Annotated in this window: 13 protein-coding genes; 6 read left to right on the top strand and 7 right to left on the bottom strand. The window is 59.8% G+C overall.

Annotated elements, in window-relative coordinates:
* Window positions 1–31: 31 nt before the first annotated feature.
* From AXK12_RS02310 to AXK12_RS02300, 3 genes are all read right to left on the bottom strand, one after another.
* A complete protein-coding gene (locus tag AXK12_RS02310) occupies window positions 32–1,237 on the bottom strand; it encodes a DEAD/DEAH box helicase (protein ID WP_425479051.1) in 1,206 nt (401 codons plus the stop codon).
* Window positions 1,238–1,737: 500 nt separating this feature from the next.
* Window positions 1,738–2,421 carry a response regulator gene (locus tag AXK12_RS02305; RefSeq protein WP_068711159.1) on the bottom strand — a complete coding sequence of 228 codons (684 nt, stop codon included), beginning with the start codon at window positions 2,419–2,421 and terminating at the stop codon, window positions 1,738–1,740.
* A gap of 421 nt (window positions 2,422–2,842) precedes the next feature.
* On the bottom strand, window positions 2,843–3,697 hold the full coding sequence (locus AXK12_RS02300; RefSeq protein ID WP_068711158.1) for a sugar phosphate isomerase/epimerase family protein: 855 nt from the start codon (window positions 3,695–3,697) through the stop codon (window positions 2,843–2,845).
* A gap of 71 nt (window positions 3,698–3,768) precedes the next feature.
* Between AXK12_RS02300 and AXK12_RS02295 the strand changes: the two genes are divergently transcribed.
* The gene (locus AXK12_RS02295) at window positions 3,769–4,212 is read left to right on the top strand and encodes a hypothetical protein (protein WP_068711157.1); all 444 of its coding nucleotides are present in this window, start codon (window positions 3,769–3,771) and stop codon (window positions 4,210–4,212) included.
* A 208-nt stretch (window positions 4,213–4,420) separates the two neighbouring features.
* Here the strand turns inward: AXK12_RS02295 and AXK12_RS02290 are convergent, their stop codons facing one another.
* Both AXK12_RS02290 and AXK12_RS02285 read right to left on the bottom strand, forming a co-directional pair.
* On the bottom strand, window positions 4,421–4,978 hold the full coding sequence (locus AXK12_RS02290; protein ID WP_068711156.1) for a hypothetical protein: 558 nt from the start codon (window positions 4,976–4,978) through the stop codon (window positions 4,421–4,423).
* Between the two features lie 723 nt (window positions 4,979–5,701).
* A complete protein-coding gene (locus AXK12_RS02285; RefSeq protein WP_082782578.1) occupies window positions 5,702–6,247 on the bottom strand; it encodes a DUF3016 domain-containing protein in 546 nt (181 codons plus the stop codon).
* A gap of 364 nt (window positions 6,248–6,611) precedes the next feature.
* Between AXK12_RS02285 and AXK12_RS02280 the strand changes: the two genes are divergently transcribed.
* The 3 genes from AXK12_RS02280 to AXK12_RS02270 are packed head-to-tail and all read left to right on the top strand — an operon-like array spanning window position 6,612 to window position 8,379.
* Window positions 6,612–6,896, top strand: coding sequence for a hypothetical protein (locus AXK12_RS02280; RefSeq protein WP_068711155.1), 285 nt, complete (start codon window positions 6,612–6,614; stop codon window positions 6,894–6,896).
* Complete coding sequence (locus tag AXK12_RS02275; protein WP_068711154.1) at window positions 6,893–7,441, top strand: gluconokinase; 549 nt, start codon at window positions 6,893–6,895, stop codon at window positions 7,439–7,441. The genes AXK12_RS02280 and AXK12_RS02275 overlap by 4 nt, the downstream gene beginning before the upstream one ends.
* Window positions 7,438–8,379 (top strand): class I SAM-dependent methyltransferase, encoded by a 942-nt coding sequence (locus AXK12_RS02270; RefSeq protein WP_068711153.1) that lies wholly within the window; start codon window positions 7,438–7,440, stop codon window positions 8,377–8,379. The genes AXK12_RS02275 and AXK12_RS02270 overlap by 4 nt, the downstream gene beginning before the upstream one ends.
* A gap of 27 nt (window positions 8,380–8,406) precedes the next feature.
* Here AXK12_RS02270 and AXK12_RS02265 read toward each other — a convergent pair whose 3' ends face one another.
* Together AXK12_RS02265 and AXK12_RS02260 are read right to left on the bottom strand one after the other, a co-directional pair.
* Complete coding sequence (locus tag AXK12_RS02265; RefSeq protein WP_068711152.1) at window positions 8,407–9,540, bottom strand: Gfo/Idh/MocA family protein; 1,134 nt, start codon at window positions 9,538–9,540, stop codon at window positions 8,407–8,409.
* A gap of 6 nt (window positions 9,541–9,546) precedes the next feature.
* Window positions 9,547–10,275, bottom strand: coding sequence for a sugar phosphate isomerase/epimerase family protein (locus AXK12_RS02260; RefSeq protein ID WP_197456963.1), 729 nt, complete (start codon window positions 10,273–10,275; stop codon window positions 9,547–9,549).
* 194 nt (window positions 10,276–10,469) lie between these two features.
* Here AXK12_RS02260 and AXK12_RS02255 point away from each other — a divergent pair, with 194 nt between their 5' ends.
* Together AXK12_RS02255 and AXK12_RS02250 are read left to right on the top strand one after the other, a co-directional pair.
* On the top strand, window positions 10,470–11,240 hold the full coding sequence (locus AXK12_RS02255; protein WP_068711150.1) for a sugar isomerase domain-containing protein: 771 nt from the start codon (window positions 10,470–10,472) through the stop codon (window positions 11,238–11,240).
* 57 nt (window positions 11,241–11,297) lie between these two features.
* Window positions 11,298–12,254 (top strand): N-acetylglucosamine kinase, encoded by a 957-nt coding sequence (locus AXK12_RS02250; protein WP_068711149.1) that lies wholly within the window; start codon window positions 11,298–11,300, stop codon window positions 12,252–12,254.
* Window positions 12,255–12,334 lie beyond the last annotated feature (80 nt).

Here is a 12,334-nt window from a genome sequence, read left to right as displayed (position 1 = left end):
CCGCAAGAAGGAGCCTTGCGGCGACATAAAGTTATCGCCGCAAACCGCGATGCAGTCGGCTCGCCGGTTTCGGCGACGCGCCGCCCTGCGCACCTTCGTCGAAGAGCGCAGAATAAATGTAGGGGAAGCCGTCGATTTTTTTGCGTTCTACCGCCACCCCCATGTAACGCTCGATCGAGCGCGCGTCGCGCACGTCCTCCTCCGTCACGAGCGTAAAGGCATCGCCGCTGGTCTGCGCACGCCCGGTGCGCCCAATCCGGTGCACGTAGTCCTCAGCGTTCTCCGGCACATCGTAATTCACGACGTGTGACACGCCCGCGATGTCGAGCCCGCGCGCCGCGATATCGGTCGCAACCAACACCTCGAACTTGCCGCTCTTAAACCCTTGTAGTGCCTCGACGCGCTCGCGCTGGCTGCGGTCGGAGTGCAGCACGCCCACCGTGTGCCCGCTCTCCCGAAGCCGCGATGCGATCCGGTCCGCGCCCATCCGCGTGCGCGTGAACACGATCACACTCTTAAACTCCGTCTGCTCCAGCAGCAGCTCCAGTAGCTCAAATTTCTGCGTCGCGACGACCGGGTAAAACGCGTGCGCCACCGTTTCGGCGGGTGAGCGTTGGCGGCCAATCTCGACGCGGACCGGATCGCGCAGAGCCCAGCCTGCGAGTGACGCGATTTCGGGCGGCACCGTCGCCGTGAAAAACAGCGTTTGGCGCGACTTCGGCGTCTGCTGCACGATGCGCTTCACGTCGGGCAAAAAGCCCATGTCGAGCATCCGATCCACCTCGTCGAGGACGAGGATATCCACATCCGCCAGCGAGCAGTTCCCCTGCTCCAAATGGTCGAGCAAGCGGCCCGGCGTCGCGGCGAGGATATCCACCCCGCGTTGCAAATCCTCAAGCTGCTTTCCGTAACCCACCCCGCCGTAAACAATCGTCACCGCCAAATCCGTAAACTTCGCGTAGTGCTGAAACGCCTCCTCGACTTGGAGCGCGAGCTCACGGGTCGGCTCCAGCACCAGACAGCGCAGCGGCCCGTGGCCGCCGAGCTTTTGGATAATCGGCAGCGCAAAGGCCGCCGTCTTGCCCGTGCCCGTCTGCGCCGAGCCGATTAAATCGCGGCCTTCGAGGATAACGGGGATCGACTGCGCCTGAATCGGCGTGGGCTCCGTGTAGCCCTTTTCCTGCACCGCGTAGGCCAGGGCATCGCAAAGCCCGAGCGCGGAAAACGCACTGTCCATCTTCGGGACATCGACCGGCACCACCGGCTTAATCGGCTCGCGACGCGGATGCTCAAAATCGTCCGCCACTCGCTTCTTGGGCGCGGCACGATTGGCGCGCTCACTGCGCGAGCGACCTTTCGAGTCGCTGCGTGGCTTGCCCCGGCTGCCTTCACCGCCCCGGCCCTCTCTCGACTCGCCCGCTGCGCCGCGACTCCCGCGCTCGCCGGCCGCGCCCCCGGTCTTACGTGTCTTTTCGCCTCGTGGATTGCGACGCGGGTTTTCTGTGCTGGCAGACTTACGCCTCGTGGTCGCCGAGGATGGATTCTTCTTACTAGCAGGCTTGGCTGGCGTAAACACGCCGCGCACTGCCGAGATTAGCTTCTTAAACATAGGAAGCCGCCGAGATTCGTAGACTCACCGCTCATTGCAAACCTCTTCGCGAGAGTGCGCTCCACACAAAAAAACGGGCCGCCCAGATGAGCGGCCCGAAAAAAGGACGGGGAGCTGAACCAGTCCCGTTAAGGGGTCACGATGCCGGCCTTGATGCAGTAGCGGACCAGGCTGGCGACGTCGTGCACGTCGAGCTTCTCCATCGCGTTGGCGCGGTGTTTCTCGACTGTGCGCACGCTCAAGTTGAGCTGCCCAGCGACTTCCTTGGAGGAGAAGCCCTCGCTCACAAGCCCCACGATTTCGAGCTCGCGCGGTGTGAGGGTCGCCGCAGCAGCCAGCGAAGGCGCGGACGGCGGCGGCTGCGTGTGCGGCATCCGGTAAAAGCTCGGCTCGGGCTTGTCCTCAGCATTCGGGATCGGGGGCACGCTCGCCGCAAAAAACATCCCGCCGCGCATGACAGCCTCGACAGCTTGGAGCACGTAGCTGAGCGGCGCAGTCTTATCGACCATCCCGTGCACACCGGCACGCAAGAGCCGAGCAGGCAGATCGCCATCGGGGTGCCCCGTGAGGACGAGGATGCGCGTCCCGGGCGATTGCGCACGGACCTCCTTAACAATCTCCATACCATGTACTTCGGGCAGGTACATGTCGACTACGAGGAGTTGCGGTTTCTCCGCTAAACAGAAGTCGAGCCCCGAGCGGCCATCTGAAAATTCACCAACAAGCTGCAGGCCGCTCACTTTTTTCAGTGCAAGGCTAAGCATTTGGCGAAAAACCGTCTCGTCTTCGATGATGACCGTCTTGGATGGCATAAGGCAGTGGAATGAATAATTAGTAGAAAAAGAACCCGTACTAAATCTGCGGGGGAAAGTGCATACAGCTCGCACTAACTGACCCAAAAGAAGTAATTACTAAGTAATAAATGGTATCGTATACGTAGACTTGTTACGGAGGGTAAAGTGCCGCGGAGAGTCTGTCATAAAAAAACCACTACATCCACAATCCTAGGGGAAGGGAAGGTCTAACTGGAGAGGGGGAAAGCATACCCAGCGCGGGCGCGGCGGCAATACGCCTCATAAATAAAAATAGGAGAAAAAGCACTCTGCGCAGTCCCCTGCAAGGAGGCGTACTCGACTTCATTCGCACGCAAAACTACCCTGCGCAGCGCAGACACTTAGCCCCTAAACGCAGGTACGCAGCCGCCTCAGCCCTCCCCGAGTTTCGCTAAGCCGACTAAGATAATTCGCCAAGTAAAGCAGTCAGCGTTCGCGCCTCGCGCAGAAAGCTCTCGGGACTTCCCCCGGGCACAAACTCCAGCATTCCAGCCGGCACGCTCGGCACAGGGGCAGCCGCACCTGCTTGCGACTTTGCGAAAATCGCCGCAGCAGAGGCCAAGAAACGCCGCCAACGCGTAGGCCCCTCGCCTTCCTCCAGAGGGAGGGCTTCCGCTTGGCCGCTCGCGCCCAAGACCCAGTTGAAAACATGCAGATGCGAAAGTTTCGGGCCGAGCCAGCCGAGTCCTGTGAGGCAATCCTCGTCACTCATCCCTGTAGGCGCTTGCCAGTAACTGTAGAGATTGGGATGCACCGCCTCTTCGAAAAGCAGGCTTCGGGCCGACTCATTGGTATCCGTGAGCGTCCCACCGTGAAACTCCGTCGCCACTCGCAGGCCTGCCTGGGCTGCGAGCTCGGCGATGCGCATCAAGTCGGCGGCGACACGACGCCTCGTATCCACGCTCGCCTCCGCTGAGCTCTCCACACCCGCCCACACACGAATCACAGGTGCGCCAAGTGCGACCGCCGTCTCAAGGACGCGCGCAAAATCCAAACGCGACCCTGCGGGGAGCCCTGCACTGTGAGCCGCCCGGTAATAGCTCCCGTAAGCCGCCACGCTAAGCCCCGCATCGCGCGTCTGTACCGCCACCTCACGCGCTCGGGCCAAATCGCCATGCGGGACATGCACATCGCCGCCCCACTCGATCGTGCGTAAACCCGCTTGGCAGACTAGGCCTATAATCTCCGCGAAAGCCAGTTGGCGAAAAGTGACCGAAACCAAACCGGGGATGAGGGGCGCACGCAGTGTTTTCATAACTGGACTTAGCTAAAAGTCTGCCGCTGAGTTCGTTTGCCAAGCGATTCAATATCCCCCACGTTTACAACATGAAGAAACTACGCTTTCTCCTTCTCTTTGCCGCACTCGGACTCCTCGTTGGCTGCAACACCTTCGAAAAACGACTCACTCAGCGGCCCGGTGTTTTCGAGTCCCTTGATGCCGATACCCAAGCCAAAATCAGGGCTGGCATCATCGATATCGGTTACACCGCCGACATGGTCTTCCTCGCTATCGGCAACCCCGACTCGCGCAGCGACCATATCACCGCCACCGAACGCAAAAAGGTCTGGATCTACAACGCGTACCACCGCGACTACCACGGCGTACAACACGTGGGCTACCACCGCTACCTGCGCTACAACCCCGTGGCCAAAACCTACTACCCCATCTACGTGCCCATCATGGCTGACGTGTACTCCGACCGCATCGAACTGCGCCTGCGCGTCGTCTTCGAGGACGGTAAGGTCTCCCAAATTGAGCAAGTCATCTAAGCCACCACTGCGCGTGGGGCGGCGGTCAGTGACCGCTTCCATTTAATTTGGGAATTGGCCTCGTCGCTTCGCGACGAAACCAATTCCCAAATTTGAAAGCACTCCCCCTGTCGCGTTGCGACAGGAAGGGGAGCGTAGAGTGATAACCCGTTTGGGCGAAGTGGGGGAAATCACCAGTAAACTCCCGCCTCCAAGTTTGGACTCCTTTCTACCGAAGGCTGTTTTGCCGCCGGCGATAGCGGACAAGCCCGAGTACGCCTAACATTAAGCCGGCACCGTAAGTAGCGGGCTCAGGGGCACCTTTAACTTCCCAATATTCGTTGTTATAATCCGCTAGTTGAATCTTACTAGGGTCATAGCCCTCAAACTTCATTTTCTTCAGGGCATCCTCTACGTTTTCGCTCGTTTTCTTTACTAAAATAAAGTCACGGCCTTCTTTCCAGCGTTTAAATATCAGCTCCCCGCTGGCATGAATCAACAAATCATCTAGGTAAAGTTTGTGTATAGAAGAACTACCATCATCACCCTCGAAGTACAAAACACCAGAGTTATCTACAATTAACTGTTTAAAACTCTGAGTAATGTCACCTCCCCAGTTACCAAGATAAAGCTCCCCCTCGTTTAATGTAACAACAGAGCTGCGAGCTAATTGGTGGCTAGTATCGAAATCGAGATGCCCACCCCTATTTACAAAAACATTCCCTTGAATGGCAGTAACCCCGTTCGGCTTCCTCAGAACCAAGATAGTATCTTGATACTTCAACATCGCCAGTAAAGGTATTGGCTTCAGTCTTTGAAAGCATCACTCGCTTCCTTTCTCCTTCGCTGGAAATTCTAAGTCCTACCTTGTGGCCATTATCTCTAATCGTAGGCTCTAAAAATAAGAATCCATTAGCTCCCCCTCTAAGAACTATATCTATCTTACTGTTATTCGAAGTAATGCTTCCCCTGCCCCATATGATCGCATTCCAACTATTAACATAAAGCTTTCCGTCAAGAAAGAGAGTATGACCATTGAGATCTAAGTGAGGATACGGGCTCCAGCCATTTCCGAGAGTAACGGATCCGTGATGGTCGCTATAAAGAGACACCCTCCCAACTACATTAATATTACTAATGTTCTGGGTGGGGGGGGGGGGGTAAGTTCTGCTAATGCCTGCGACGCAGCGACTGCGCAAAGCAGTGCAGCGCTGACAAGGGTTTTGGTAAAAAGAGAGGCCATAGTCGGCCCAAGCTCCGACTCGTACAGTATCGCCTAAACCAAATCCATCCGCCTTCCGTTTACCCCCGCTTAATAGACAGCCCCCTCCTCATTTCTACCTTGGCGCTGATACTTTCCTCTCCCTGTCGCGTTGCGACAGAAACGGAGGGCTTATTTCAAAATCACGATTTGTGTTCGGTTGCGAAGCGACCGAGCCAAATCGTGATTTAAATGGGAGTGGCAGCATGCCACCGCCCCACGCGCAGTGGAAAAAAACGGGAGCAGAGCCTAGCTCTTAATTGGCGGGCCGAACTCGTCGCGCAGCCAATCATCGATCAACGCCTTTTCGTAGCGCAGCCGATCGGTATCGCGCAGGTCGATACGCATCTGAAACGCGAGATCGTGGAGCCTACGCTCGCCCGCCTTAAGGACCGTGCCCGACGCGTCGCTCAGGACAAAGGCCAAATCGATACTCGGCGGATAAATGGCCTTGATAATCCGAATATCGGAGTGCCCGGTCCGCCCCCAAAACTCGTAGTCTCCGGCCATATCGATATCGGCAACCGTAATTTTCAAGTGCTGGCCTTCCGGCACATAACGCGCTGCGGTCTCCACCAAGTACTGGCGCACTTCCTCGATAGTGTGAGCGCGGCCCTTCTCGGTGGCGACCAGCGCATCCTTCACATCGGTAAAGGTTTCCGGATCCACAAACTCGACCTCAACCTTAGCGGCAGCCGCTTCAGCCGCGGCCGCATTTTTCACAGCGAGACTCTCGCAACCCGAGCCCACGAGGGCCAACAGGGAGAGACAGAGTAGAGAAACAAATGTTTTCATGGGATTTGGCCTCCAAAAGATACATCCCAACGGAGTAAGTTCCGCCGATCGGCAATCTTGCTAACCAGGTAACCCGAGATACTCAGGAGCGCAAATCTCACGAACCACTAAAATACCGCACCTCACTACGCTAATGCCGAAGCCGCCACACAGCACGCTCGCCCGTAACTGCACCCGCAACACGCAATCCCGAGCAGACCGCCAACACAACGGATAGCCGCCCGCCACCGCCAAAACCTAAAGCCCGACGGACCACCCAGCATTTGACGCCGGCTCACAGCGGCGACACGTGCGCCCGCCCTGGCGACTGAAGCCGTCCTGTGCACGTCGTCAGGCGGCCCGCAAAATCAAACAGTCTGCGACTGTGTTTACAAACCTAGCACGCCTCATCTCCCGCCCGCCGCCGCCACCGAGCGCGGACGCTCCCTTCGTCCTCGAAGTCAACACACGCTCCACCCGAGCGCGCCCGCACAATCCCCGCACCCGGCGCTTCATCCTAAACTGCTGGATCCTCATCGCGCTCAAGCACGCGGCGGTCATCTACGCCTGCCACCACTGGCCGATCCCCTTCCACCAGCTCTGGATTAACGCACCGACCTTCGCGCTCGGGCTCCTCGCCACCGCAGTCTATTACTTTAAGCGTAGATGACGCGGCCCGCTATCATTCTGCTCATGGGTGCCTCCGGCAGCGGCAAGACCACGCTCGGTCAAGCACTCGCTCGCGAGCTCGGCTGGCACTTCGCGGATGCCGACGACTTCCACTCCCCGGCCAACATTGCCAAAATGCAGGCCGGCCACCCGCTCGACGACAGCGACCGCGCGCCTTGGCTCGCCGCGCTGCGCCACCACCTCGCCCAGTCTCTCGCAGAAGCACGCCCAACAGTCCTCGCCTGCTCCGCGCTCAAAAAAGGCTACCGACAGCGACTCCTCTGCGGGCTCCCGCCGCACGCCGTGCACCTAGTCTACCTACGAGGCAGCCGCGATTTACTCGCCACCCGCCTCGCTGCCCGCACGAACCACTTCATGCCGGCGGCTCTCCTCGACAGCCAACTCGACGCCCTCGAAGAACCCGGCCCCGAAGAAAATGCCCTCGTGCTCGACATCGCCCCGCCGCCCGCCGAACTCGTTAGCCAAATGCTCAAAGCCCTTCGCGCGCCAAACGCCCTAAGCCACCGCCCGCCGCCCACCACATGACCTCACCCGCCTCTCTCCCCATCCAAACCGCCGATCACTGGCAAGACTACCAACTCCTCGACTGCGCCGACGGCATGAAACGCGAGCAATGGGGCCCCTACTCCCTCCTGCGCCCCGACCCGCAAATTATCTGGGGGCGTGCCCCGCTTTCGCCGCCGCCGGAAAACGCCCGCGAGCCTCTCCCTCACGCCATTTACCACCGCAGCGACAAAGGCGGTGGCCACTGGGAGATCCGCCAAAAACTCCCCGAAAGCTGGACGCTCGCCTACGCGCCGCTCGGGCTTCGCTTCAAAATCCGCCCCACCAACTTTAAACACACCGGCCTCTTCCCCGAGCAAGCCGTCAACTGGGAGTGGGCTAGCGCGCTGATCAAAGCTGCGCTTTCAAAAAACGGCAGCGCCCCGCGCCCCCGCGTCCTCAACCTCTTCGCCTACACCGGCGCCGCGACCTGCGCCGCCGCCAAGGCGGGCGCAGAAGTCGCCCACGTCGATGCCGCCGAAGGCATGGTCAAGTGGGCGCGCGAAAACGCCACACTTAGCGGGCTCGCCGAAGCGCCCATCCGCTACCTCTGCGACGATTGCCTCAAATTCGTCCGCCGCGAAAACCGCCGAGGCCGCCGCTACGACGCCATCATCATGGACCCGCCCAGCTACGGGCGCGGCAGCGGTGGCCAAATGTGGAAACTCGAAACCCACCTCTGGCCGCTGCTCCAAGAGTGCCGCGCGCTGCTCAGCGACACCCCGCTCTTTTTCCTGATCAACGCCTACACCGCCCAACTCTCCCCCACCGTCCTTGCGAACCTCCTCGGCGAACTCTTCGCAGCTCAGCCCGATTGCACAATCAGCGCGGGCGAGCTCGGCCTGCCCATCCAAGCCGACGGCAAGACCCTGCCCTGCGGCATCTTTGGGCGCGCCCAGTGGACGCGCACCAAAGAGTGACCCAAAAGCAGGCACGCTAGAGCGCGATCACGCCAGCAACGCACGCGCCTCGTCGGGCCCGAGCGGCGCAAAGCGCTCGCAAGTCGTCTGCATGTCGATGACGCGCCCCGAGTCGCCCGCACGAAGTATCCCGGTCATAATATCCACCACATGCAGCGCGAAGTCCGCATTACAACGATGCGGGCGGCCCTCGGCGATGGCGTGCGCCATATCGGTGAGTCCTGCGCAACGGAAATTCCCCTCGCCGCTGAACGGGTGATCCCACTGCTCGACAGGCGTCGGCTTGATTTCCCAAGAAGGCTTGCCCGGGAAATCTGCAATCCGCGCCATCTGAATCTCGCCGCCAAAGTTATTGGGGTCGGGCAAGTGAATCGTGCCCTCGGTGCCAAAGAGCGCCATCGGCTCCATGCCGTGCTCCCACACATCCCAACTGGTGATGAGCGTGATAACCGCACCTTGGGCAAATTCGAGCGTCGCGTGGATATTCGTGGGCGTCTCCACGGGGATGATCTTCCCGGCGTTCGGCTCAGCCGTGACGACGCGCGTCGGCGTAGCCGCCGAGGTAAAGGCGGCCACCCGCTTCACCGGCCCGAGCAGTTGCACCAAGTTCGACACATAATACGGCCCGAGGTCGAGCATCGGCCCGCCGCCCGGCAAGAAGAAGAAGCCCGGGTTCGGATGCCACGACTCCATGCCGTGACTCATCACTCCGCAAAGACCGGAAGTAATCCGGCCCACCTCGCCCTTATCGACCAAGTGCCGCGCGTACTGGTGCGCCCCGCCCAATATCGTGTCGGGCGCCGAGCCGAGCCTTAGCCCCTTCTCTTTCGCGAGCGCACGCAGCTTATTCCCCTCCTCAACACTCAATACATAGGGCTTTTCAGAAAACACATGTTTGCCCGCCTCCAGTGCCTTGCGCGTCACTTCATAATGCGCCGCAGGCACAGTCAGGTTTACTATAAGATCAAGCTCCGGGTCGGCCAAAAGCGCCTCAGGTGTCAACGCACGCACATTAAACTCTTTGGCACGCGCCTCAGCGGCTGCCGCCACGACATCGGCCACAGCAACAATCTTTATACCGCGAAAACGCGCAGATAGTTCGAGATAAGCCTTAGAGATGTTTCCACATCCCATTATTCCTATACGAGTCTCTTGAGTCATGACTGATTACTTTTTTAAGGTTTTATACGTATCGGCGATTTCTTTGGAGAATGCATAAAGACTCTCCACGGTCGGCTGAGCTTCGTGCTCCACGACGATTGTTTTTATCTTAGAATTTCGCGCAGGTGCGAAATACGCATCCCAAGCGAGTAGGCGGCCCAGTGCGCCCGGCCCTGTGGGGCTCTGCGCGAGCTCACGGAAATGCAACGCAGTCACGCGGTTACTATAACGTCCCGTCAACTCCAGCGGGTCCGCCCCGCCCTCAGCCACCCAAGTAATATCCGACTGCCACTCGATATTAGGCGCAGAGTCGAGCAGGACTTCGATAATCCGCCGCCCATCTTCCAAGACCTTCATTTCATCCCAGTGGTTGTGCCAGCCGTAGTTAAGCCCCGCATCTTGCACCCGCTTCCCAACTTCACCAAGACGCTGCGCAAACGCCGTCCACGCCGCCACGTCAGTCATTTTATCCGTCTCGGCAATGCCGGGGATATAGATCGTCTCCACGCCCAGCTCTCGGCAAATCCCGACCCCTTTATCAAAGTCTTCCTCCAGAAGCGGGAGCCCCATATGCAATGTAGGCATCCGTATACCGGCTTTATCAAGCGCCGCGCGGGTGCTTTTTACATCCTCAAAATTTGCACCATAACCCTCGACGGCATCGTAACCCATTTTGGCTAAAACTGCGATAAACTCCGCATAGTTCTTAAACTTATGCGCAGAAAATAACTGCATCGATAAAAGCATAGTATAATCCTTTCCGTGTCGTTTTACTCCTTAACCAGGAGCGGCCATTACGAGGCGTAATATTCAGTATGTGGGGTTTGGGGTATTTCGATTGTCTCTTTAAACGAGAGAGGCGACATCGTGAGGCTTTATTTCTCCTCGTCAAGAAGGAGCAAAGCACCTCTTTTACGTACTCCCAAAAAATGCCCCATTCAGCCCCCCTCCGAGTGCCCGGCACCGCTCCCTCGCCCAGCCCTGCCGACGCATTTTACGCGCAGTCGCTCGAGTTAATCGCCGCCGCGAGAGACAAAAACCGCGCCACGATCAGCGCGGTCGCCCCCGTCATCGGACACTCACTCGCCACAGGGGGCATGCTCCATGTGTTTGGCAGCGGGCACAGCGAGGTACTCGCACGCGAAATCATCGGTCGCGCAGGCGGGCTCGCCTGCATCAACGGCATCCCCGACCCGACAGCAGGGTTTATTGAAAACCTAGTTGGCTACGGCACCGCCCTCGTCGCCCGCTACGACCGCCGCCACGAACTGCGCCCCGCAGAGACGCTCCTCGTCATTTCTAATTCGGGCAAAAACTCCGCGCCCATCGAGGTCGCTCTCTACGCCAAAGAAAAAGGCCTGCATGTCGTCGGGCTCTGCTCGCAACACATGTCGCGCACCACGCCCACCGTGCACCCCAGCGGCAAACGACTCCACGAAATCGCCGATTGGACGCTCGATAACCTCGGTGTCCCCGGCGATACACTCGTGCCCCTAGGCAACGGCGAAATGTCAGGCCCCAGCTCCACGCTCGTCGGTGCGATGCTCTTAAACCTCCTCATGCTCGAAACTTGCGCGTGGATGCAGGCCCACGGGCACCCGCTACCGCTGCTGCGCAGTCAAAACCTACCTGGCGCCATCGAGCACAACCGCCGCGTCGCCGAGCCCTACAAACACCGCCTCTCCAAGCAGATCGCCTAAACGCTCACGGGCGACACAGCCGGGCACTACCCCTTTTACCCCACTCCCCCAAACGCCATGCCCCAAAACCCCACTACCCCAAACTCCCTGCGCCTAGGCATCGACGGCGGCGGCACAAAAACCGACTTCATCCTCGTCGACGCGCAGGGAGAGCTCCTCGGCCAACGCCGCGCTCCCGGCTCCAGCCCCAGCCTCGGCAACGCCGACACGATCACCCAACTCATCGCGGAAAACATCCACGCGCTAATCCAAAGCACCGGCAGCACCCTCGCCATCAGTCACTGCTGCCTGTGCATGGCAGGCAGTCGGCTTTTCTGGCAGGACTTTGCCAAAACCCTCGCGCAACGCTTACCGCAGCTTGGCCAAGTCCACGCTTTCGACGACTCGATCCCCATCCTCGAACTCGCGACCGCCAGCGGCCCAGGCCTCGCCCTGCACAGCGGCACCGGCTCCTTCATCGCCGCACGCGCCCCCGACGGCACAGCCCACTACGCCGGCGGCCTTGGCTGGCGCATCGGCGACCCGGGAAGCGCGCAGGACCTAGGCCGCCGCGCCGCCGAGCGCGCGCTGGGCGAAGCCCAAGGCTGGGCCACCGCCTCCCCCCTCGGACGCGCCGTGTGCGCGGCGATTCGAGCCCATCACATCGACTCCCTCCTACGCGAAATCTACGCCGAAGACGGCAGCCACAACACCCCAGCCGCCCTCGCCCAACTCTCTCCACTCGTCACCGAACACGCCGCCCAAGCCGACGCCGCCGCAATCACGATTCTCCGCGACTCCGTCTCCGCTCTCGCCCAAATCGCCAAAGCCGTAAGCGAGCGACTCTTTGGCAAAGAGTCGCCACCCAAAGACGCCCCCACAGCAGCCGCAATCCCCGTCGGGCTAAGCGGCCCGATTTTGCGCAGCACACTCGCCCAACAAACAATCGCCGAAACCCTCGGCCCCACCCACCCCCTACACCCCATCACCGACGCCCCACTCGAAGGCCTCCGCCGCCTGCTCGCCCGACTTTGAGTGTTTTTTTCCACTGCGCGTGGCGCGGCAGCGTGTCGCTGCACCCATTTACAGAGCCGCTTGGTTGCCGTGCATTCGCA

Origin of the sequence: Cephaloticoccus capnophilus (genome assembly GCF_001580045.1) — a bacterium.
GTDB classification, from domain to species: Bacteria; Verrucomicrobiota; Verrucomicrobiia; order Opitutales; family Opitutaceae; genus Cephaloticoccus; species Cephaloticoccus capnophilus.
Note: the sequence above shows the minus strand (reverse complement) of the source record. Positions and strands in the feature narration are given on the sequence as shown.

Excerpts from the sequence above, each read along its gene's own strand:
- AXK12_RS02310 (WP_425479051.1), bottom strand. The coding sequence starts at position 1,237 with ATGGACAGTGCGTTTTCCGCGCTCGGGCTTTGCGATGCCCTGGCCTAC.
- AXK12_RS02305 (WP_068711159.1), bottom strand. The coding sequence starts at position 2,421 with ATGCCATCCAAGACGGTCATCATCGAAGACGAGACGGTTTTTCGCCAA.
- AXK12_RS02300 (WP_068711158.1), bottom strand. The coding sequence starts at position 3,697 with ATGAAAACACTGCGTGCGCCCCTCATCCCCGGTTTGGTTTCGGTCACT.
- AXK12_RS02295 (WP_068711157.1), top strand. The coding sequence starts at position 3,769 with ATGAAGAAACTACGCTTTCTCCTTCTCTTTGCCGCACTCGGACTCCTC.
- AXK12_RS02290 (WP_068711156.1), bottom strand. The coding sequence starts at position 4,978 with ATGTTGAAGTATCAAGATACTATCTTGGTTCTGAGGAAGCCGAACGGG.
- AXK12_RS02285 (WP_082782578.1), bottom strand. The coding sequence starts at position 6,247 with ATGAAAACATTTGTTTCTCTACTCTGTCTCTCCCTGTTGGCCCTCGTG.
- AXK12_RS02275 (WP_068711154.1), top strand. The coding sequence starts at position 6,893 with ATGACGCGGCCCGCTATCATTCTGCTCATGGGTGCCTCCGGCAGCGGC.
- AXK12_RS02270 (WP_068711153.1), top strand. The coding sequence starts at position 7,438 with ATGACCTCACCCGCCTCTCTCCCCATCCAAACCGCCGATCACTGGCAA.
- AXK12_RS02265 (WP_068711152.1), bottom strand. The coding sequence starts at position 9,540 with ATGACTCAAGAGACTCGTATAGGAATAATGGGATGTGGAAACATCTCT.
- AXK12_RS02260 (WP_197456963.1), bottom strand. The coding sequence starts at position 10,275 with ATGCAGTTATTTTCTGCGCATAAGTTTAAGAACTATGCGGAGTTTATC.
- AXK12_RS02255 (WP_068711150.1), top strand. The coding sequence starts at position 10,470 with ATGCCCCATTCAGCCCCCCTCCGAGTGCCCGGCACCGCTCCCTCGCCC.
- AXK12_RS02250 (WP_068711149.1), top strand. The coding sequence starts at position 11,298 with ATGCCCCAAAACCCCACTACCCCAAACTCCCTGCGCCTAGGCATCGAC.